Below are 21,524 nucleotides of genomic sequence, written 5' to 3' on the forward strand. Positions count from 1 at the left end.
TGGGAGCGGTGAGCGAAACAGCGAAGGGTGCCTATGCCTCAGCGCTCTGTCTTGCCGGGTTTCCATGGCTGGCGTATCGCATGGCACGCCACGCGGATGGATGTGCACCCGCGCGGCAGATGATGGCCGATCATGCGCGACGGTTTCTTGACCGCTGCGACGTCGCGATCGAAATGGAAGGTCAACCACTCCCCAAGGGTTTCGGATGTGTGGTGTCCTATAACGAGCCTTCGTTTATTGACGTTGCCGCATTCGCTGCGGTGATGTGGCCTTACGTTGATCGCGCGGCTGCGGCTGAGTTTTACGGCTATTTTCCTTTTGCGAAAGAGGCGCTTGCGAACGCACAAATCGGGCTGGTGACGCGCGGCAAGCGTGCGGGGACGGACGGCCTTCTGACTGAAATGGTGTCTCATGCCCGATCTGGCGCGCGGATCGCATGGGGTGGAGAAGGGCGTATCGCAGGGTTTGACGGGATTGGTCACTACAAGATCGGCGGCAGTCTGCTGGCCATCCGTGCGCAAGTCCCGGTGGTTCCTGTCGCTTTCTACGGTGGTCATCAGGTTATGCCGTTTCGCACGATCCGCGCGCGTCCCGGAACTGTGCGGATCCTGTTTGGCGATCCCATTCAGACTGAAGGTTTGTCAGAGAGTGACGCCCGTGCCTTGGCTGATCGGGTCAAGGCCGTGATGGTTGAAATGTATGCCGGCCTCAAGGCGCGCGCAGGTCAGTTCTGAACCGGCTCCAGCACGGTGACCCCGACCGCCGCTGCGCGCGCGAGCGCAGGATCAAGGGACATGGGGATATACTCACCGCGCCGCCACAGCTCGCCCAGATTGTCGTAATGACGAGAGAGCGGATGCCCCGACTGTCCTGTCGAGATAATAAAGACTGAGCTGTCGGGATCGGCAAAGTCATAGACGCCGCGATAAGCGCCGGCGTGGACATTGCGGAAAGGGTGGGGGTCTTCGCCTGATGTGCGTGCACGGTTCAACGTGTGATCACCACCGCTGGTAGACTGGCGAATATTCACAACCCATTCCAGAAAAGGTGTGTTGCCAAGGACCGGATGGTCATGTGTCGCCTCATGGGCATCGCCCCAGCGCACCGCCTCGATGGCTTCACCATGGTTTTCCGTGATCCAGATCAGGGCATCATCAAGAGCCTGTCGGGCAACGTCGGTACAAGTCTCGACCGGTGCAGACTGTATGACGTCACACCAGATGCCTGCACCGTCGATGTCGCGCAGCACACGTTCGATAAAGACAGGCTCGACATGGGTAAACTCGCTGGCAAGCGGCCCCAACTCGTCGCGGATCAGGCGATCCTGAAAGGCGCGCGCCCAGGCAGCATAGATCAGCGGCTCTGGCAGATGCTCGTTCATTTCGCCATTCCATGCAGCGAGCAACTGCAAGGCATCCTGTCTGCGCCGCTCTGGCGTGCCGGCCGGCGCAGGATCGCCGGTAAACCACAGATCAGCGCCCATCAGCGTCGAGAGCGTCCTTGCGGCATAGCTGACAGTATCTAACTGCGCCTCGATGAAGCTGTCGCGGGTGTGAACCTCCCGCGCCTGCATCAGGCCACGCCAACGGTGGATGCGTTGTGTGTCTCCCCAGAGGTGGGTGATGTGATAGGGAAACGGACGGTCGGTCGTCTTGTTGTTGGTATTGCCGATGATCCCGCCGATCGGATCGAGCACCAGCGGATTTTCGTCATAGGCAAACCGCCCCTGCCACCGGTTTTCAGGCAGATATCCGAAGGCTGGCAGGCGACCGCGACTCTGGTGATTGGGGTCGCGCGCAGGCAGTGCACCGATGACTTTCATTCCGATGCGGTTGCGATCGGCCAGTGTCAGGTTCATGGCTGGTGCAATAAAACGCTCACCGGCGGCTATCGCTTCTTCGACCGAGCGGGCGTGATTAATCGCAATCGCCGACGACATGGAGGTGTCGCGGTTAGACAGTGCTGTCCACGAAATCGCGGCGACATGACCCGGTGGCGTGATGGTCCCCAGATCGTAAATGCTGCGGGGCATGACGGGCCCGTTGGACGTCGCACGCAACCGCAGTGTGACAGCAGGTGCATCCTTGACGGTAATGATGGAGTCGCGTGTCTCGAACTCTGCCCAGCCATCAGGGGTGCGGTACTGCTCCGGATTGTCGGGATTGACCTCTTCGATCATCACATCGACATCGTCGACATAGGCGCTTGTCAGACCCCAGCCCAGAATATCACTGCGACCGGTCAGGATGACAGGCAGCCCCGGGATCGTACCACCGATGATCCCACCGGTTTCAAGCTCCAACCGCGCAAGATACCAGATCGACGGGGCAGTCAGGCCCAGATGTGGATCATTCGCAAGCAGTGTTGATCCGGTAGCCGAGCGTTCCGCTGTTGCAGCCCATGCATTTGAAGCCCCTCTCAGCGCAGGCGACCCAAATGGTGACAGCGGATCGGCCGCCAGCCGCATGTTCGGCGTGAAGGCCGGAACGCCGGGGACCAGCGCCGCGTATTCGGGCAACGCAATCACCGCATCGGTCGGATCATCCGGCAGGATATCTGACAAACGCTCATTGCTCAGAAGAAGCGACACCCGCGCGCGCAAAACCTCGTCTTCCAGATTTGAGGTCAGGTCGAGGGCCATCAGTTTGAGAATGGCAATCGAGTCCGCAGGCCGCCACGGCGCAATGGCATGATTGAAAAGCCACATCTCGGGTGCGCCGCGCCCGCGTGCACCGGCGTTGACCTCTTCCAGCCATGCGTTCACCCCGCCGGCGTAGGCCTCAAGCGCGGCTGTGGTTCTTTCATCCTGCACGGCAACTGACGCGACCGCCGCGCGGTAAAGGTCATACCTGCGCAGTACCTCGTCGATGCGGACCGTGCGTTCACCAAACAGTTCCGACAGGCGACCCTGGACAGTCCGGCGCAGCATCGTCATCTGCCACAGACGGTCCTGCGCATGGGCGTAACCAAGCGCGAAGTAGATGTCCTCGTCGGTCTCGCCAAAGATATGCGGCACGTTGGCATTGTCGCGGACGATCTCGACAGGCGCTGAAATCCCCGCAACGGACCGTGTGCCGTCATACTCCGGCAGTGACCGCGACGCAAAGTAGTAGACAAGCGCCAGCACTGCCACGACCAGTACGATCAAAGCAGTGGTCAGTCGGACAAGCCAACGAAAGACGCGTGCCATGTATTCCTCTAGCGTTCGGGGATCAGTCCGCGTGGGCTAAACCGCAACACAAGCAAGAGCACAAGACCCATCGTCAAAAGACGCATGTGAGCGGCGGATTCGATCAGGCGTTCCTTCAACGGGCTGCCGTCTTCGAGACCGGCGCTGACGATGTTCATCAGACCCAGCCCAAGAGGTTCGACCTGCACCCAAAGCCACCAGATCAGCATCCCGCCAAGGATCGCACCGAAGTTGTTACCTGACCCGCCCACGATCACCATCACCCAGACAAGGAAGGTAAAGCGCAGCGGCTGGTAAGACGCCGGCGTCAACTGACCATCAAGCGTGGTCATCATGGCACCTGCAACTCCGCAGACAGCAGAGCCGAGAACGAAGATTTGCAAATGCCGTGCGGTCACGTCCTTGCCCATGGCTTCTGCGGCTGTTTCATTGTCACGGATCGCGCGCATCATGCGCCCCCACGGGCTTTTGAGGGCCATCTGTGCCAACCACAGGATAATCAGCAGCACGATCGTAAAGAGGATTGCATAGCCCATTTTCGTGTAGAGGTTGGAGGCCGTCACCGGATCAAGGCCGAAACCTGCGGCCCGTTCGACAAATGTCGGATCGTTTTGCAGGTCGATTTCATAAGGCACCGGCCGGTCCAGACCGATCACGTTCTTCACGCCGCGCGCCAGCCAGTCTTCGTTTTTCATGATTGCGATGATGATCTCGGCAATCCCGAGGGTCGCAATCGCAAGATAGTCAGACCGCAGACCAAGGGCAGTTTTCCCGATGACCCAAGCCGCACCGGCAGCCAGCAGGCCGCCGACGGGCCAGCTCAGCAGGATCGGCAGGTTCAGACCACCAAGGTTACCCTGAAGGGCGGGGTTCACCGCTTCTACAGCGATCTTGCCGGGATCAAAGATCGCGCGGTAAAGAAAGAAACCACCGACAAGGATGACCAGTGTCACAATCGTCTTCCGGCGACCTTCGAGGTTCTTTTGTGCCACGACAGCGGCAACAACTGTCGCCGCGCCGAAGACCAGTCCTGCAATGATCCGCAAACCACCGGCTGACCAGGCCTCAGGCACCGGTTCGGTCGAGATCAGCACAGCCGCCAGACCGCCCAGGGCGACAAAGCCCATGACACCGATGTTGAACAGCCCCGCAAAACCCCATTGCAGGTTCACACCCAGCGCCATGATGGCGGATATCAGGCCCATGTTCAGGATCAGAAGGGCCGAGTTCCAGCCCTGCACAATGCCAGTGCCGATCAGCAGAATGGCAACCACCCCAAAGAGGGCGGTATCTCTTACTGTAGTGCTCATACGGATTGCCCCTTGAATAGGCCGGTCGGCTTGAACAACAGCACGATAATCAGGATCGCAAAGCTGACCGCGAATTTGTAGTCGGTGGAGAGAAGCTGGACGAGACCATCAGGTTCGAGGCTTTCTGGCAGCAGATAGGTCAAGACCTTTTTCCATGCGTAGGTGATTGTCACCTCTGAGAAGGCGATGACAAAACCACCGGCAATCGCGCCAATCGGGTTGCCCAGACCGCCGACAATCGCCGCCGCAAAGATCGGCAACAAAAGCTGGAAGTAGGTGAAAGCCTTGAACGATTTATCAAGGCCGTAAAGAACGCCCGCCGTTGTCGCCAGCGCCGCCACGATCATCCATGTGACCTTGACTACCCAGTCGGGGTTGATGCCCGAGAGCAGAGCCAGATCCTCGTTATCGGAAAAGGCGCGCATGGATTTGCCAGTGCGTGTTTTGTTCAAAAACCAGAAGAGCAGGGCCACAACAATCACAGCCACAACAACTGTCAGCGCCTGCGTCGTCTTGATGGCCAGACCTTCGTCCAGCCCTGTGGCCTCGCGAAAGCCGCGTGCTGTTACGATAAAACGCTCACCATCCGCAAACCTGATATCCCGCACCCCGATGACAAAGCGGACGATGCCGTTCATCACAAACATCACGCCCATCGACACGATGACGAGAATAACGGGCGAGGCCTTCTGTTGGCGGTAGAATTTGTAAACGCCCCAGTCGATGGCCAGCACCAGCAGGATCGTCACCGCGATGCCGACAGGCAAGGCAAGAAGGGCAGTTGGCAACGGTCCGAAACTGAGCCCCATGCCGACAAAGGCTGTCGTCACAATGATCGTAATCGCCGTGCCGAACGCCATCGTGTCGCCATGGGCAAAGTTGGAAAAGCGCAGGATGCCGTAAATCAGCGTGACACCCAGCGCACCAATGGCAAGCTGCGCCCCGTAAGCCAGCCCCGGCACAATCACAAAGTTCGCCAAGGCGACGATTGCGTTAAGAAAATCCATTACAGGTCACCCTTTGTCATTGGGGAGAGGTCGTATGTCATTGCAGCACCTCGCAGGTGCCAGTCAGGCGCGCGCCTGCTTGCGGATCGGCATAAACGGCGGTCCCGTCAGCATTCACAACCAGCATTGTCTCCGCACCAACACTGTCTTTGGTCCAAAATCCGACAGTGTCACCAAGCCGGAACGGTTCGGCAGCGAATGCTGTGTCGCCCATTGTCACGTGTGTCACGCGGCGGCGCGGCGGTTCGCCGGCATTCTGTGCCGGTGCAAACTGTGCGGCATCAATGGCAAAACTGACCGGCACACCCGCAAGGTCGCAAGTGACCACTGCCGCCGTGGCCGGCGATGCGAGACTTGCACAGAGAAACATCGGCATTCTCATCCGCCCAAGAAACTCCGCCGGACTTCAGGATCGGCAAGAAGCTCCTTACCGGTCCCTGTGTGTGCATTGCGCCCCTGAACAAGCACATAGGCTTTATCTGCAATCTCAAGGGCTTGCCGTGCGTTCTGTTCAACCATCAGAATCGGGATGCCCGTGCGGGCCACTTCGATAATCCGGTCGAAAAGCTCGTCCATCACGATCGGTGAGACACCCGCCGTCGGCTCATCAAGCATCAAGACCTTCGGCTTCGTCATCAAGGCGCGCCCCACAGCAACCTGCTGGCGCTGTCCGCCAGAAAGTTCGCCTGCTGGTTGGTTCCGCTTTTCCTTGAGGATCGGAAACAGGTCATAGACCTGTGTCATCGTATCGCGGAAATCGTCGCGGCGGATGAATGCCCCCATCTCGAGGTTTTCTTCGACCGTCATTGACGTGAAGATATTGCGCACCTGTGGCACGAACCCCATGCCCTTGACGACGCGCTCTTGGGGGGAAAGTCCGGTGATATCCTCGCCATCAAGGCGCACGGACCCTTGGTTGAGGTTCAACATGCCAAAGACCGCTTTCATCGCCGTGGATTTGCCAGCCCCGTTCGGGCCGACGATCACGGCAATCTCGCCCCGTTCGGCAGCGATGGTGCAGGAATGAAGGATGTCCGGCCCTTTGCCATAACCACCGGTCATAGCATCGCCGATCAGGAATGGATCGCTCACGGGGTAATGTACTCTTCCAGGAAGGGCAGATAGGTCAACAGCGTCTCGCGCATCAGTGCTTGCTCGCCGCTATCTGCATGGTTGACGTAGATGTAGTAAAAGGTTGCCGCAGATCCCAGAATGGCACCTAGCAAGACGGTCAGAAGAAACTTCATTTGTCTTTTTCCCTTTCAGTTTGCCACGGCAGCGCCGTAGCGGTTGCGATTACTTCACGATTGCGATGTGAGACAGAAACGCCGCGTGCAAGTCGCGGTGCCTGTCGGTGTATTGGGTCCCGATGGAAAAGGTCATAAGCTGCATGGTCCGGTTCGCCGAGGTCCGGATGCCATTGGCGTAGACCACATCAAGCCCGTCTATTTCGAACGCATAAACGATGGTTCTGATCGACTGGTTGGAGACACGCGTCCAATATGTCTCCATCACCTCGATATCCGCACGGCTGCCGCCGATCACGAGGGCCGCATTCTCGATGACGGTGTTCAGCATCATGTCTTCGGTCAGACCATCCTTGATGCCCAGCTCCTCAATGATCATCTGCCCGTAGTGCCGGTCATCATAGCGATAGGTCGCGGCCACATCCGCATTCGGGGGCAGGGTGCTTTCCCACCCAAGCCCCTCGCCGCAAAATTCGACATTTCGGGCGACCGTCTGACAATTGCCGCTCGCCTCTTGCGAATATTCCCACGTCCCATCGGCATAGAGAACAGCCGCGCGACCATCGACAGATGTCTCTGCCACGACTTCCTGCGCGAGCGCCTGCCAGGGCAGGGCTGAAAGAATGACGGCAAACGCCAGCCGCATCAGCCAACCATCTCTTTGTTTTTCAGACCGGTGCCAAGGTAGGCCTCGATCACCTGCTCGTTGGCCTTGATTTCGTCCAACGTGCCCTCTGCAAGCACGCGCCCTTCAGCCATACAGATGACAGGGTCACACAAACGCCCGATGAAATCCATGTCGTGTTCGATCACGACGAAGGTGTAATTGCGTTCCTGATTGAGGCGCAGGATCGCATCGCCAATCGTATTCAGAAGTGTGCGGTTCACACCTGCGCCAACCTCGTCAAGAAAGACGATCCGCGCGTCCACCATCATCGTGCGGCCAAGCTCCAGCAGCTTCTTCTGCCCGCCAGAGAGGTTTCCTGCCTTTTCTTCTTTCAGGTGCTCGATTGTTAGGAACTCGATCACCTCATCGGCTTTCGCCAAGAGTGCGCGTTCCTCATCAGCGATCCGCTTACGGCCGAACCAAGTGTTCCAAAGCGTCTCACCCGATTGACCGCCTGGCACCATCATCAGGTTTTCACGCACGGTCATGGACGAAAACTCATGCGCGATCTGGAAAGTGCGCAGCAGCCCCTTGTGAAACAACTCATGTGGCGGCAAGCCGGTGATATCTTCGCCCGCCATCATCACCTTGCCGGAGGAAGGTTTAAGAACGCCTGCGATCACATTGAAAAGTGTCGTTTTTCCCGCGCCATTCGGTCCGATCAATCCGGTGATTGATCCCTCCTGAATAGTCAGCGTCGCCCCGTCGACGGCACGAAACCCGCCAAATTGCTTGACCACGTTGTCCACGACAATCATGCCACTATCCCCTTACGCGCAGTCTGTCTGCGTCTTTTTAGCAAAACGGCGCGAGTGTCCCCGCGCCGTTTGATCTTGTTCGTGCCGCTTAGCGGTAGTTGATGGTCGAGTAGACGCCGTCGGCGAACTCGATTTCCTGATAGTTACCAGCGGATTCACCTGGTCCGATCAGCTCAACAGCAGATGCACCAACATAGTCGATGTCTTCGCCAGCAGCGATCAGCTCAAGGCCACGGGCCAGTTCGCCAGGCAGGATTTCGATACCAGGTGCGTTTGCAACGTCAAAGACATGATCCTTGAACTCGGCAGGGTCCTTGGAACCAGCAGCCTGCATTGCCAGCATGATCAGCGCAGCGGCGTCATAGCTTTCTGGTGCAAATGCGCTTGTGCCGTCGAAACCGGCTTCTGCGGCCAGATCAACAAACATGGATGCACCAGCGTTGTCTGTTCCTGGATATGCACCGAACGATCCGTTCAGTTCAGCACCGAAGTTTTCGTTCAGAACCGCACCGACCATACCGTCTGGCAGGTAGAACGTGTCGAACGCACCGGTGTCGAGTGCGGAACGGATGATACCGGAACCACCTTGGTCAACGTAACCGGCAACAACCAGCACTTCACCACCGGCAGAGGCCAGGGCACCAACTTCAGCAGAGTAGTCAGCCTTGCCGTCTTCGTGTGCAGCAGAGATTGTGACTGTGCCGCCAGCAGCTTCGAAAGCTGCCTGGAACGCATCTGCCAGACCCTTGCCGTAGTCGTTGTTGGTGTAGGTCAACGCAACTTCGCTCACATCACGGTCCTGCAGGATTTCTGTGATGATGACACCCTGACGGGCGTCGGACGGGGCTGTGCGGAAGAACAGACCGTCATCTTCGGCTGTCGAAAGACCTGGCGATGTCGCGGATGGCGAGATCATGACAACGCCGTTGGCGCGTGCCACGTTCTGCAAGATCGCACCGGTAACACCAGAACAGTCAGCGCCCATGATTGCGTCAACATTGTCGGATGTGACCAGACGCTCGGCTGCAGCAGTTGCAGCACCGGCATCGATACATGTGGAGTCACCGCGCACGGACGTCACAGTCGCACCGCCCAGCAGTGCGCCTGATTCGGTCACTTCTGCCATAGCAAGCTCAGCGCCGGCGCCCATTGCGGGCGTGATGGATTCCAGTGGACCAGTGAAGCCGAGGATCACACCGATCTTGACTTCGCTGTGGCCACCAGCCTGAACACCGCCAGCCATCATCGCGACCGCTGAGGTCGCCAAAAGTAGGTTCTTCATATTTTTCTCCCAAGTTGGATATTTTTATCCTGAGCGCAAATCTATCAGTCAGTTTCCAAAAGGAAAGTGCGTTTGCCACGACAAATGACCTGAAAGGCCCGTGCAAACAGGGAAATTTCCTTTCCCTAGGGGCAATCCGCAGAGAAAACCGTCGTCGTGCCGGAAATGGCGAACACGAGTGTTTTGCAGGTGAGACGCCTCAAACGGACAGACGTGCGCCATGACTGCCGCGTTCGCGATAGGGTGTCGTGTCATAGTGCGACCGGTAGCATTTGGAGAAATGCGACGGTGACGCAAAGCCACAGGCAAGGGCCACATTGATGACGGTCATATCGGTCTGCATCAGCAGGTTGCGCGCCTTCTGAAGCCGCAATTCCATATAGTACCGTTTCGGACTACGCGACAGATAGCGCCTGAACAGCCGCTCAAGCTGGCGCGTGGACATGCCCACTTCTTTGGCAAGGATCGCAGGGCTGATCGGCTCCTCGATGTTCTGTTCCATCATCTGGATCACACGGCTGAGCTTTGGATGGCGCACACCGATCCGCGTCGGGATCGAAAGGCGCTGTGTGTCCTGATCGGTGCGGATTGCGGAATAGATCAACTGGTCCGCCACAGCATTCGCAAGCTCTTCACCGTGATCGTCCGCGATCAGTTTGATCATCAGATCGAGCGAGGCGGTACCGCCTGCGGTGGTGATGCGATTGCCATCGACGACAAAGACCGACTTTGTGAGTGTGACTTCCGGAAATTCCTCTGCAAAACTGTCCTGGTTTTCCCAGTGGATCGTGGCGCGCTTGTTGTCCAACAGGCCCGCCTTCGCCAGCGAATACCCGGCGGTGCAAAGCCCACCCATCGACGCTCCGCGACGGGCCTCGCGGCGGACCCAGTTGAGGATGCGCTTGGTCGTTGCGGCCTGAATGTCGATCCCGCCACATAGAATGATCGTGTCATCACGCTCGAGTTCAACCAGATCGCTATCCACCTTGAAGGCACAGCCGTTCGAGCAGACAGCCTCTTCACCACCCTCAGAGATGATCGTCCAGCGGTAGATCTGTTTGCCTGCGGTGCGGTTGGCAATCCTCAGGCTCTCAATGGCCGCTGCAAAGCACAGCATGGTGAAATTCTCCATCAGGAGAAAAACAAAGCGGCGCGGTTTTCCGGTGTGTTTGACATCGACGATGCTGGATTCTTGGGACATGGGCGAGACTTTAAAACGTATTGCCGAAAGACCTCAGCAGGTTTGTTTGACACCTGCAAGACAGAATGTCGTTTTCGGGATAGTTTTCTGAGGCCGCAGCAGAGGCGTTTTTGCCATTGGCCCCGGACTGGCAGCGCGGTATACGCAAGGCCTGATAACGCTAACCACATCCTGATATGGAGCAAGACGATGACTGACTGGCAAAAATCTGACTGGCGCAAAAAGCCACGGGTTCAGATGCCTGAGTATACCGACGCAGCCGCACTGAACGCTGTCGAGGCCCGTCTTGCCAGCTATCCACCGCTGGTTTTTGCAGGCGAGGCCCGCAACCTCAAAGCGGAACTTGCCGCAGTCAGCCGCGGGGAAGCCTTCCTATTGCAAGGTGGTGATTGCGCCGAAAGCTTCGCTGAGTTTTCAGCCGACAGCATCCGCGACACCTTCAAGGTGATGCTGCAAATGGCGATGGTCCTGACCTACGGTGCCAAAGTGCCAGTGGTCAAAGTGGGCCGGATGGCGGGCCAGATGGCCAAGCCGCGCTCTGCGCCGACAGAGACAGTGGATGGCGTGGAACTGCCAAGCTATCGCGGTGACATCATCAACGGTTTCGACTTCACCGAAGCAAGCCGCGTCCCTGATCCCGAGCGGATGCTGCAGGCCTACCTGCAGGCGGCTGCAACGCTGAACCTGTTGCGTGCTTTCTCCACAGGTGGTTTCGCCAATGTGCATGAGGTCCACAAATGGACCCTTGGCTTTACCGATCAGAACGAGGTGAAGAAATACTCCGACATGGCGGCCCGCATCAGCGACACGCTGGATTTCATGGAAGCCGCCGGTCTGACAACCGACACCAATCACGAATTGCAGACGGTTGATTTCTACACCAGCCACGAAGCGCTTTTGCTGGAATACGAAGAGGCGCTCTGCCGTCTGGATTCGACATCCGGCAAATGGTTGGCAGGTTCCGGTCACATGATCTGGATCGGTGACCGCACACGCCAGCCTGACGGTGCGCATGTCGAGTTCTGCAAAGGTGTTCAGAACCCCATCGGGCTCAAGTGTGGTCCATCGATGACCTCAGGCCACCTGAAGTCGCTGATGGCGTCTCTCAACCCCAACAACGAGGCTGGCCGTCTGACGCTCATCGCGCGCTTCGGGGCAGGGTCCGTGGGCGAGCATCTGCCGCGCCTGATCAAGGCTGTCGAGGAAGAAGGTGCAAAAGTTGTCTGGACCTGCGACGCGATGCACGGGAACACGATCAAGTCCTCCTCCGGTTATAAGACACGGCCTTTCGAAAGCGTGCTGCGTGAGGTGAAGGAATTCTTCGCCATCCACAATGCCGAAGGCACGATCCCTGGCGGCGTCCACTTCGAGATGACCGGCAAGGACGTCACCGAATGCACCGGTGGTGTGCGGGCTGTAACGGATGAGGATCTTTCTGATCGCTACCACACGGCCTGTGATCCGCGCCTCAATGCGTCTCAGTCGCTTGAACTGGCTTTCCTTGTCGCCGAGGAACTCTCGGCGCGCCGCAGCGCAATGGCGCAGGCCAAGGCGGGCTGATCAGCCGTTATTGACCACTAGTTTGAGGGCCGGACGCGATGGCGTGTCCGGCCCTTTTTCGATGCGGTCCGGCGGGGTGTTCAGCAGTGTCATCACAGGACGCTTGGGCCCAAGCGGGTCAACCCGCGTTGCCTGATCCAAAGCGATCCGGAACCGCCGCGGTCTGCGCGAGGCATGATCGCCGGTGACAAATGCGCCGAGCAGACGTGTCGTTTCGCCTGCCGTATCCCGCATCGGTAAAAGAAGCAGCGCGCCAGACAGACCGGGTCGCAAAACACCGCCATCCGACACCAGCGGCAAGCCGACTATCGCCGGGTCGGCGAATGCGGCCTCCGTCAGTTCACGCAAGTCGTCATGGGTCTGCTGCTGAAAAAGGGTTGAGAATGGCATCCCGCGCGGGTCCATTTTCAACAGATCATGGATGCGCTGGCCCGCCACTCGGAACCGGGCGGTTCCCGCGGCAACCCTTTGCAGGATGAAAGCGTGCGGCAAGACGCTCTCGATTGCGGAAGGATTCATGGCGATGCGCTGCGGGACGGTTTCGGTTTTCCGCAAGCTCTGCCAATAACGCTCCAGCGCCACAAGATGCGGGTGATCCAATGGGATCGCTTCCGGTGCTGGTTTTTGCGTCGTTTCGTCATTGCTCTGCATGTCGTCATCTCCTCCGGCCAATGCCTTCCGGCAATCAGCACAATTTTCGCGTTAGGAGTTTTTTAACATCTCTTAGAGCGCCATTCATTTAACAAAGCGTTAAATGGTTAATGCCACACCGCGCCCTTGCCCCCCCTGATGGTTTTCCAGTAGGTGCAGACGAGGCTGCAAATACAGAGGTGCCGATGACCCATTCCATGACCGCTTTCGCCAGCAAAACCGGCCATCTGGGATCGGTGTCATGGGTCTGGGAAATGCGCGGGGTCAATGCGCGGGGGCTGGATCTGCGTTTGCGTTTGCCTGACAGCATTGAGGGGCTGGAACCTGCGTTGCGCAAGGCGCTCACGGCGCAACTGTCGCGGGGGAATGTGACGGTGAACCTGCGTCTGACACGCACCGAAGAAGCGCAGCCGCTCAGCCTTGATGCCGCACAGCTTGATACGGTGTTGCAGGCGCTCGATCAGATACAGGAACGGGCGTTCGCGATGGGCGTGACACTCGGCCAACCCACAGCAGCCGATGTGTTGTCACAGCGCGGTGTCCTCGTGGCTGCCCGCAACGACGACCAGACCGAGGCTTTGGCTCAGGCCCTCATGGCCGAGATTGCGCCGCTTGTCGCCGAGTTTGTCGCGATGCGGGCGACGGAAGGTGCCGCGCTCGCAGAGATCATCTCGCGCCAGCTTGATGAGATTGAAAGGTTGACCCACGCCGCAGATGCCGCCGCCCAAGCCCGCGCGCCACAGACCAAAGCCGCACTGACAACAGCGATGCAGCGCGTCCTCGAAGAAGTCGCTGACTTGGACGAAGCGCGTCTGGCGCAGGAACTGGCCGTGCTGGCCGTGAAGTCGGATGTGACCGAAGAAATCGACCGCCTTAAGGCCCATGTCGCAGCAGCACGCGATCTTTTGGCACAGGACAAACCGGCGGGGCGCAAGCTTGATTTTCTGGCACAGGAATTCAATCGTGAGGCCAATACACTGTGTTCAAAAGCGCAAGCAACAGACCTCACGGCAATTGGTCTTGATCTGAAAGCCGTGATCGACCAGATGCGCGAGCAAATCCAGAACGTGGAGTGACCCAGATGAGCCGACGCGGGCTATTGATCATTCTTTCATCGCCAAGTGGCGCTGGAAAATCGACCCTGGCCAAACGGCTCAGGCAATGGGACGACACCTTGCGCTTTTCGGTCTCGGCCACAACGCGTCTGCCGCGGGCAGGCGAGACTGACGGCAAAGACTACTATTTTGTGTCGCAAGACGAATTTGCCGGCATGGTGGCGCGCGGTGACATGCTGGAACATGCGCAGGTTTTCGGAAACGCTTACGGTTCGCCGCGCGGGCCGGTGCAGGCAGCGATCGAAAGCGGTCGAGATGTCTTGTTCGATATCGACTGGCAGGGCGCGCAGCAGATCAACAATTCAAGCCTTGCCGACAACGTCCTGTCGATCTTCATTCTGCCTCCATCACTGACAGAGTTGCACCGGCGTCTGGTATCGCGCGGACAGGACACGGCAGAGGTGATCGCTGGTCGGATGCAGAAAAGCATCGAAGAAATCCGGCACTGGGCAGAATACGACTATGTGCTGGTCAACGACGATCTTGACCGGACGTCGCAGGATCTGATCACGATCATCAGCGCCGAACGCCTGCGCAGACAGCGCCAGCCGCATCTGGTGGAGCTGACCCGCACACTCGAACAGCAATTCGGAGAATTGACATGAGCCTTTATGCCCTTGGCGAGATGACACCGCAGATTGCCGATGACGCCTGGGTCGCGCCGGGGTGCTATGTGATCGGTGATATTGCCGTCGAAGCACGCGCCTCGATCTGGTTCGGCTCAACCTTGCGCGGCGACAATGAACGCATCACCGTCGGTGAGGGCAGCAACGTGCAGGAAAACTGCGTGTTGCACACGGATATCGGCTTTCCGCTGACGATTGGTGCGGGATGTACCATCGGGCACAAAGCGATGCTGCACGGCTGCACGATTGGCGAAAACTCCCTGATCGGGATGGGGGCGACGGTGCTGAACGGTGCGAAGATCGGCAAGAACTGCCTGATCGGGGCAGGGGCCCTGATCACCGAGGGCAAGGAAATCCCTGACGGATCACTTGTGATGGGTGCCCCCGGCAAGGTTGTGCGGATGCTTGATGAAGCGGCGTTTGAAGGGCTGCGGCAGTCAGCGATCCATTATCAGGACAATGCCGTCCGCTTTGCAAAAGACTTGCGCGCTATTTGACCACCAGAATGTCAAAGTCCAGACCGGGGGCGGCGTTGGCAACCTCCTGCGTCACCAGTTTGGAGGCAGAGTTTGCATCTGCGATCACCCGGTATTGACCCTGAAAGTCGAACTGTTCGAGTTTCGCCGCGATATCGAGAACATCATACTGGTCTCCAACAAGTGGTGACAGGATGATCTGCGGTTTGCGTTCGTCCAAAATCCGCGCTGTCAACGCGTCATAGGTGCAATAACTGATGTCGGTCGTCGCGATCAGGTCACGGCCTTCGGTGCGCCACCTGGGCAAATCGCCGACAATCAGGGTTCTGAGTTTCAGGCCGTCTGGAGCGATGGCGGCGGATGGTTGGACTTGGTTTCCCACCCCGATGCTCTCCTAGTAAATCTTGAGTTGTGCTAACATGTTGGGCTACCCGCATGAAAGGGGCGATCACAAGTAAAACGTCACGTTTGTTCTTTTAATTTTGCGCGTTTTCCCGCAGGGATGAATGCAATGTGAAAACACCCTGTGGTTGCTATGTCATATTCCAGAATCGCTGCCCTGATCGACGCCCTGCCGATGCCGGTCTTGCTTGTTGGCGCTGACGACAGGGTGCTGGCGGCAAATCCGGCGGTAAAAGACATTCTTGGTGCCTATGTGCTGGGGCAGCATTTCATCACGGCGATCCGGCAACCCTCTGTCGTTGCTGCAATCGGCGAGGTGCGCAGCAGCGGTGCTGCACGTCATGCCGAATATATGGGGCGCGATGGCGCACGCGATACGCGCTACCGCGTGTCTGTCGCCCCTGCTGAAGCTGATATCGTGCTAACCTTCGAGGATCAGACAGCAACGCAAGAGGCCGGTCAGATGCGCCGTGACTTCGTGGCAAATGTGAGCCATGAACTCAGAACACCGCTGACGGCGCTCCTGGGCTTTATCGAAACGCTCGGCGGTGCCGCCCGCGATGATGCCGTCGCAAGAGATAGGTTCCTCGGCATCATGTCGCGTGAGGCCACGCGCATGACACGCCTTGTCGATGACCTTTTGTCTTTAAGCCGCGTCGAGGAGGACGAGCGCTTGAGGCCGAAAGACCAGGTCGATCTGGAAACGCTGTTGTCGTCTGTGATCAAAGGGCTGGAGCCGCAAGCTCAGAGCGCAGATGTGACCGTCACGCTGGATGTACAGTCACAGATGGGGCCGATCACAGGGGATGCCGGCCAGCTTGCACAGGTTTTTACCAACTTGATTGAAAACGCGATCAAATACGGTGCCTCAGGCAAGGCCGTGACGGTTTCGCTTTTGCCACCGCAGATGAACACACGGCTACGGAGCGAGGCTGTGGAAGTCACTGTCACAGATCAGGGTGACGGCATCGAATCACATCACATCGCGCGCCTGACCGAGCGGTTCTACAGGGTCGATAACCACCGTTCGCGTGAAGTGGGCGGCACCGGGCTTGGGCTTGCGATTGTCAAACACATCGTGAATCGCCACAGGGGGCGGTTGGTGATCGAAAGCTCGCTTGGAAAAGGGACGAAAGTCTCTGTTTTCCTGCCTTTGAGCTGACTGTCATAAAACTTTTACACAACTGTCACAAAAGCTTCGACGACGGCCCTTAGACCGCCCCTCGAAGATGGCGCGGTTCGCGTGCCATCCAAGTTGACTGACAGGAGCTTTTGATGTCGATCTTGAAACTGACTGCGACCACCGCAGTTATCGCCCTTACCGCAACAACAGTCGCAGCGCGCGACAATGTTCAGATTGCAGGGTCTTCGACTGTCCTTCCCTATGCATCCATCGTTGCCGAGGCTTTCGGCGAAAACTTTGACTTCCCCGCGCCGGTTGTTGAATCGGGCGGCTCATCAGCCGGTCTGCGCCGCTTCTGTGAAGGTGTTGGTGAAAACACCATCGACATTGCAAACGCGTCGCGCGCCATTCGTGAAAACGAAGTCGCAGCCTGTGCCGAAGCAGGTGTGACCGACATCATCGAGGTGCGTATCGGCTATGACGGGATCGTATTTGCCTCGCAAATCGACGGTCCGGCATTCACGGCGTTCGAGCCTGCCGACATCTTCAACGCACTGGCACCTCAGGTGATGGTTGACGGTGAACTGGTCGACAACCCGCATACACGCTGGTCCGATTTCAACGCCGATCTGCCTGATGCGGAAATTCTGGCGTTCATTCCCGGCACAAAGCACGGCACACGTGAAGTCTTCGAAGAAAAGGTGATTGCGGCCGGCTGTGAGGCAACGGGTGCTTTTGACGCGATGATGGCCGCTGGCATGTCTGAAGATGATGCAGAGGATGCCTGCCTTGCGGTGCGCACCGATGGACGGTCTGTCGATATCGACGGTGACTACACCGAAACGCTGGCCCGTCTTGATGCCAACGCAAATGCCATCGGTGTGTTTGGTCTGTCGTTCTATGAAAACAACACCGACAAGCTGAAAGTTGCTGAGATTTCCGGTGTTGCACCAAGCACAGAGACTGTCGCCTCCGGTGAATATCCAGTTTCGCGTCCGCTTTACTTCTACATCAAGGCCGCCCACCTCGGCGTGATCCCCGGCTTGCAGGAGTTCGCATCGTTCTTTGTCGCTGACGAAGTTGCTGGTCCTGGCGGTCCTTTGGCGACCTACGGTCTGGTGTCTGATCCCGAGCTTGCAGAGACACAGAACATCGTCGCAAACGCGATCACGATGAACTGATGAACACATGGGGACCGGCCCTTTGACGGGCCGGTCCGTATCTACCTTCATGCTGGCCCGCATCGACCGGCAAAAATTCAGAGGGCCCCAGGCGAAGATATGTCAAATATGCTGATCATGCTGATCCTCCTTGGTTTGGGAGTGGTCGGTTTTTTTCTTGGACGGGGGCGGGCGCTTCAGGTGGCTGGCGGGGATCGTCGCGAGCTGCATTCGCTGCCGGTCTACTACGGCGCGCACGTTGGTCTGAATGCGGTTGTGCCAGCGGCGATGTTGCTTTTCGTCTGGCTGATTGTGCAACCCTTCGTGGTCAATAACGCAGCCTCCGATCTGATCGCCGCAGAAAGTGCCTCTGAGGCCGGTGATCTGAGCCTGATCATGTCAGATGTCCGGCGCGTGGCCGAAGGGCTTGATTTGCTTGCCAGCACAGAAGGTATGAGCGACGCGGCCATCGCCGCGTTGAGTGTTGATGACGGCAACCTGCGCGAGAGACTTGCAGGCGTCGGTGTGGCATTGGGTGCTGACGTGCAAGCCGACACGCTTGAGGCTGCAAAACGGTACCGCGCTGTTGATGCGACCGGTGACATGTTGCGCACGATCACGGTGATTCTCGTGGCTTTGGCCGGTCTGGCGCTCTCATGGCGGCTGATCACTCCGGCGTTTCGCGCGCGAAACACCGTCGAAAAAGGTATACTTGCCGTACTGATAGCCGCTGCGACCATCGCGATCCTGACCACTGTCGGCATCGTTTTGTCCCTGATTTTCAATACTTATGAGTTTTTTAAGCTTTATCCGATCGGGGAATTCTTTTTCGGGCTTTCCTGGTCGCCGAGCTTCTCGGGGCGCGGCGGATCGTCAGAGCTTGGCATCATCCCCTTGCTTTGGGGCACCTTCTACATCTCGATCATCGCGCTTTTGGTGGCTGTGCCGATTGGTCTGTTTTCGGCGATCTATCTGTCTGAATATGCCTCACGGCGCGTGCGCAGCATTGCCAAGCCGCTTTTGGAAGTTCTGGCCGGTATCCCGACAATCGTTTACGGGCTTTTCGCCTTGCTGACGGTGGGTCCGTTGCTGGTCGATGTCTTCGGGCAGGATGGCGCGTTGGGCGTCAACTGGATGCAGGGCGGCACGGCAGTTATCACGGCGGGGCTTGTCATGGGCATCATGCTGATCCCCTTCGTTAGTTCCTTGTCAGACGACATCATCAATGCGGTGCCGCAGGCTATGCGCGACGGATCGCTCGGCCTTGGGGCCACCCATTCCGAAACCGTGCGTCAGGTGATCATTCCGGCGGCGCTGCCGGGGATCGTCGGGGCCATCCTGCTGGCAGCCTCACGTGCAATCGGCGAGACCATGATCGTTGTTTTGGGGGCAGGGGCTGCGGCACGGCTGTCGCTCAACCCATTTGACGCCATGACAACAGTCACCGCCAAGATCGTCAGCCAGCTAACAGGTGACAGCGACTTTGCCTCGCCAGAGGCGCTGGTGGCCTTTGCGCTGGGGATCACACTGTTTGTGGTCACATTGGCGCTGAATGTCTTTGCCCTCTACATCGTGCGCAAATATCGGGAGCAGTACGAATGACCGACGCAACCTCAAACGCCCCCGCGATCAAAGGCACAGCCTCCAGCCTACTGACCGAAAGCCCGCTGATGAAAAAGCGGAACGCGGCCGAAGCGCGCTTTCGCATGTATGGCGTGATTGCGCTATGTATCGGCCTTGGCTTTCTGGTGTTCCTCGCGGTGTCCATTCTGCGCAATGGCATCCCGGCGTTCACGCAGACTGTTGTCAGCGTCGAGTTCACACTGACTCAAGAGCAGTTCGACGAGGCCGAAAGCAAGATGCTGAAAACGGCGGCCTATACCGAAATTTTCGTCAATGGCGTGACAGCCCAACTGCAAGAGCGCGGATTGGATGTGCCATTTGATGGCGGCACCATTGAGCGTCTGATGGGGAAGGTCGGCGGTGATCTGCGGTCATTTTATCGCGACAACCCCGAGGCCATCGGTGTTCCGACGACATTTGAACTGCCAGCCGCCAGTCGTGTGGAGCGTTACCTGCAAGGCAATCTGACCCGCGAGATGGTCGTTGACGGACGGTTCCTCGAAGCAGCCGACCTTGATGTGGTGGATGCACTGGCCGAGGCAGGCATTATCACATCTGCCTTTGACTGGAACTTCATCACAGGTGCCGACACCGGCGTGGACAACCCCGGCGGTGCGGGGATCGGTGTCTCTGTCATCGGGTCGTTCTTTATGATGCTGGTGGTGCTGGTCCTGTCCTTGCCGATTGGCGTCGCGGCCTCGATCTATCTTGAGGAATTCGCGCCCCGAAACCGGTTCACGGATCTGATCGAGGTGAATATCTCAAACCTTGCCGCTGTGCCCTCGATTGTATTCGGTATCCTTGGCCTTGCCGTCTTTATCCAGTTTGCACATTTGCCGCAGTCAGCGCCGCTTGTGGGTGGGCTTGTGCTGACGCTGATGACCCTGCCGACGATTGTGATTTCGACACGCGCGGCGCTGAAGGCTGTGCCACCCTCTATCAGGGATGCAGCACTTGGTGTGGGGGCGTCAAAGATGCAGGCCGTCTTCCACCATGTCCTGCCACTGGCAATGCCTGGCATCCTGACGGGAACAATTATCGGCCTCGCGCAGGCTTTGGGTGAAACTGCGCCGCTCTTGCTGATCGGCATGGTGGGCTACGTGGCGCGCGAATATCCCGATGGGTTTGCCTCCGGTCTGCTGGACCCGAACTCTGCCATGCCGGCGCAGATCTACACTTGGGCTGCGCGGTCTGACGAGGCCTTCTTTGAAAAAGCATGGGGTGGCATCATCGTGTTGCTGCTGTTCCTGCTGACCATGAACCTGATTGCCATCCTGTTGCGCCGCAAGTTTGAGCGTCGGTGGTAGGAGCGTTACACATGAATGACATGACACCAGTGAATCGAAAGTTGGGTACGATGCAAGACCTCAAGATCAGCGCCCGCGGCGTGCAAGTCTATTACGGTGACAACCACGCGATCAAAGATGTGAGCGTCGATATTGCCCATAAGACCGTGACGGCCTTTATCGGCCCGTCCGGGTGCGGCAAGTCCACTTTCCTGCGTTGTATCAACCGCATGAACGACACCATTGATGTCGCGCGTGTGGAAGGCGATATCCTGATCGACGGTGAGGATATCTATGATCCCAAGGTCGATCCGGTGCAGTTGCGAGCAAAGGTGGGCATGGTGTTCCAGAAGCCCAACCCGTTTCCGAAGTCGATCTATGACAATGTGGCTTACGGCCCGAAAATCCACGGCTTGGCCCGCAACAAGGCGGAACTGGACGAAATCGTCGAGAAATCACTGCGCAAGGCGGCACTCTGGAACGAGGCAAAGGACCGCCTGAACGCCCCCGGCACCGGATTGTCAGGCGGGCAGCAGCAACGCCTTTGCATTGCCCGCGCGATTGCAACGGCACCTGAGGTCTTGCTGATGGATGAGCCGTGTTCTGCGCTGGACCCGATTGCGACCGCGCAGGTCGAAGAGTTGATTGACGAGTTGCGGCAGAGTTTTTCCGTCGTCATCGTCACGCACTCCATGCAGCAGGCCGCGCGCGTCAGCCAGAAGACCGCCTTCTTCCACCTTGGAAACCTTGTGGAATATGACGACACCGACAAGATCTTCACCAACCCGCAGGACAGCCGCACCGAAAGCTACATTTCGGGCCGGATCGGGTAAGGAGCAA

The 21,524-nt window shown here is 58.1% G+C and carries 22 protein-coding genes; 10 read left to right on the forward strand and 12 right to left on the reverse strand.

The annotated features are described in order from the left end of the window. The first annotated feature begins 80 nt into the window (after nt 1-80). The gene (locus tag BM316_RS05820) at nt 81-734 is read left to right on the forward strand and encodes a lysophospholipid acyltransferase family protein (RefSeq protein ID WP_207493623.1); all 654 of its coding nucleotides are present in this window, start codon (nt 81-83) and stop codon (nt 732-734) included. Here BM316_RS05820 and BM316_RS05825 read toward each other — a convergent pair. From BM316_RS05825 to BM316_RS05865, 10 genes are all read right to left on the reverse strand, one after another. Beyond that, complete coding sequence (locus BM316_RS05825; RefSeq protein ID WP_090205141.1) at nt 725-3,190, reverse strand: penicillin acylase family protein; 2,466 nt, start codon at nt 3,188-3,190, stop codon at nt 725-727. The genes BM316_RS05820 and BM316_RS05825 overlap by 10 nt on opposite strands. 8 nt (nt 3,191-3,198) lie before the next feature. Next, nucleotides 3,199-4,500, reverse strand: a complete 1,302-nt coding sequence (locus BM316_RS05830) for a branched-chain amino acid ABC transporter permease (RefSeq protein WP_090205143.1) — start codon at nt 4,498-4,500, stop codon at nt 3,199-3,201. After that, nucleotides 4,497-5,507 (reverse strand): branched-chain amino acid ABC transporter permease, encoded by a 1,011-nt coding sequence (locus tag BM316_RS05835; RefSeq protein WP_090205145.1) that lies wholly within the window; start codon nt 5,505-5,507, stop codon nt 4,497-4,499. Before BM316_RS05835 ends, BM316_RS05830 begins: the two co-directional genes overlap by 4 nt. A 37-nt stretch (nt 5,508-5,544) precedes the next feature. Then, entirely contained in the window at nt 5,545-5,883 is a 339-nt protein-coding gene (locus BM316_RS05840; RefSeq protein WP_090205148.1) for a hypothetical protein, read from the reverse strand. Nucleotides 5,884-5,885: 2 nt separating this feature from the next. Beyond that, complete coding sequence (locus BM316_RS05845; protein WP_090205151.1) at nt 5,886-6,599, reverse strand: ABC transporter ATP-binding protein; 714 nt, start codon at nt 6,597-6,599, stop codon at nt 5,886-5,888. Next, the gene (locus tag BM316_RS16675; protein ID WP_165606543.1) at nt 6,596-6,754 is read right to left on the reverse strand and encodes a hypothetical protein; all 159 of its coding nucleotides are present in this window, start codon (nt 6,752-6,754) and stop codon (nt 6,596-6,598) included. The genes BM316_RS05845 and BM316_RS16675 overlap by 4 nt, the downstream gene beginning before the upstream one ends. A 49-nt stretch (nt 6,755-6,803) precedes the next feature. After that, nucleotides 6,804-7,400 (reverse strand): hypothetical protein, encoded by a 597-nt coding sequence (locus BM316_RS05850; RefSeq protein ID WP_090205154.1) that lies wholly within the window; start codon nt 7,398-7,400, stop codon nt 6,804-6,806. Next, nucleotides 7,400-8,179: an ABC transporter ATP-binding protein gene (locus tag BM316_RS05855; RefSeq protein ID WP_090205157.1), complete on the reverse strand. Its 780-nt coding sequence runs from the start codon at nt 8,177-8,179 to the stop codon at nt 7,400-7,402. The genes BM316_RS05850 and BM316_RS05855 overlap by 1 nt, the downstream gene beginning before the upstream one ends. 88 nt (nt 8,180-8,267) lie before the next feature. Then, entirely contained in the window at nt 8,268-9,461 is a 1,194-nt protein-coding gene (locus BM316_RS05860) for an ABC transporter substrate-binding protein (RefSeq protein ID WP_090205160.1), read from the reverse strand. Nucleotides 9,462-9,660: 199 nt separating this feature from the next. After that, nucleotides 9,661-10,662, reverse strand: a complete 1,002-nt coding sequence (locus BM316_RS05865; protein WP_090205163.1) for a GlxA family transcriptional regulator — start codon at nt 10,660-10,662, stop codon at nt 9,661-9,663. A gap of 189 nt (nt 10,663-10,851) precedes the next feature. Between BM316_RS05865 and BM316_RS05870 the strand changes: the two genes are divergently transcribed. After that, nucleotides 10,852-12,222 (forward strand): class II 3-deoxy-7-phosphoheptulonate synthase, encoded by a 1,371-nt coding sequence (locus BM316_RS05870; RefSeq protein WP_090205165.1) that lies wholly within the window; start codon nt 10,852-10,854, stop codon nt 12,220-12,222. On the opposite strand, the gene BM316_RS05875 is transcribed toward BM316_RS05870, so the two are convergent. Then, complete coding sequence (locus BM316_RS05875) at nt 12,223-12,873, reverse strand: PAS domain-containing protein (protein WP_090205168.1); 651 nt, start codon at nt 12,871-12,873, stop codon at nt 12,223-12,225. It abuts the gene before it with no gap. A gap of 185 nt (nt 12,874-13,058) precedes the next feature. On the opposite strand from BM316_RS05875, the gene BM316_RS05880 reads away from it, so the two are divergent. The 3 genes from BM316_RS05880 to BM316_RS05890 are packed head-to-tail and all read left to right on the forward strand — an operon-like array spanning nt 13,059 to nt 15,111. Continuing rightward, nucleotides 13,059-13,949 (forward strand): YicC/YloC family endoribonuclease, encoded by an 891-nt coding sequence (locus tag BM316_RS05880; RefSeq protein WP_090207622.1) that lies wholly within the window; start codon nt 13,059-13,061, stop codon nt 13,947-13,949. 5 nt (nt 13,950-13,954) lie between these two features. After that, complete coding sequence (gmk, locus tag BM316_RS05885) at nt 13,955-14,593, forward strand: guanylate kinase (protein WP_090205171.1); 639 nt, start codon at nt 13,955-13,957, stop codon at nt 14,591-14,593. Further along, nucleotides 14,590-15,111 carry a gamma carbonic anhydrase family protein gene (locus tag BM316_RS05890; RefSeq protein WP_090205173.1) on the forward strand — a complete coding sequence of 174 codons (522 nt, stop codon included), beginning with the start codon at nt 14,590-14,592 and terminating at the stop codon, nt 15,109-15,111. The genes gmk and BM316_RS05890 overlap by 4 nt, the downstream gene beginning before the upstream one ends. On the opposite strand, the gene BM316_RS05895 is transcribed toward BM316_RS05890, so the two are convergent. After that, a complete protein-coding gene (locus BM316_RS05895; protein WP_090205176.1) occupies nt 15,104-15,472 on the reverse strand; it encodes a hypothetical protein in 369 nt (122 codons plus the stop codon). The genes BM316_RS05890 and BM316_RS05895 overlap by 8 nt on opposite strands. A 153-nt stretch (nt 15,473-15,625) precedes the next feature. Between BM316_RS05895 and BM316_RS05900 the strand changes: the two genes are divergently transcribed. From BM316_RS05900 to pstB, 5 genes are all read left to right on the forward strand, one after another. After that, a complete protein-coding gene (locus tag BM316_RS05900; RefSeq protein WP_090205179.1) occupies nt 15,626-16,654 on the forward strand; it encodes an ATP-binding protein in 1,029 nt (342 codons plus the stop codon). 113 nt (nt 16,655-16,767) lie between these two features. Further along, nucleotides 16,768-17,796 carry a substrate-binding domain-containing protein gene (locus BM316_RS05905; RefSeq protein ID WP_090205181.1) on the forward strand — a complete coding sequence of 343 codons (1,029 nt, stop codon included), beginning with the start codon at nt 16,768-16,770 and terminating at the stop codon, nt 17,794-17,796. Between the two features lie 99 nt (nt 17,797-17,895). Beyond that, complete coding sequence (gene pstC, locus BM316_RS05910; protein ID WP_090205184.1) at nt 17,896-19,377, forward strand: phosphate ABC transporter permease subunit PstC; 1,482 nt, start codon at nt 17,896-17,898, stop codon at nt 19,375-19,377. Beyond that, entirely contained in the window at nt 19,374-20,705 is a 1,332-nt protein-coding gene (gene pstA, locus BM316_RS05915) for a phosphate ABC transporter permease PstA (RefSeq protein WP_090205187.1), read from the forward strand. The genes pstC and pstA overlap by 4 nt, the downstream gene beginning before the upstream one ends. A gap of 11 nt (nt 20,706-20,716) precedes the next feature. Next, the gene (gene pstB / locus BM316_RS05920; RefSeq protein ID WP_090205190.1) at nt 20,717-21,517 is read left to right on the forward strand and encodes a phosphate ABC transporter ATP-binding protein PstB; all 801 of its coding nucleotides are present in this window, start codon (nt 20,717-20,719) and stop codon (nt 21,515-21,517) included. The last annotated feature ends 7 nt before the right edge of the window (nt 21,518-21,524 follow it).

This window comes from Yoonia litorea, from assembly GCF_900114675.1.
In the GTDB taxonomy this organism is placed as follows: domain Bacteria; phylum Pseudomonadota; class Alphaproteobacteria; order Rhodobacterales; family Rhodobacteraceae; genus Yoonia; species Yoonia litorea.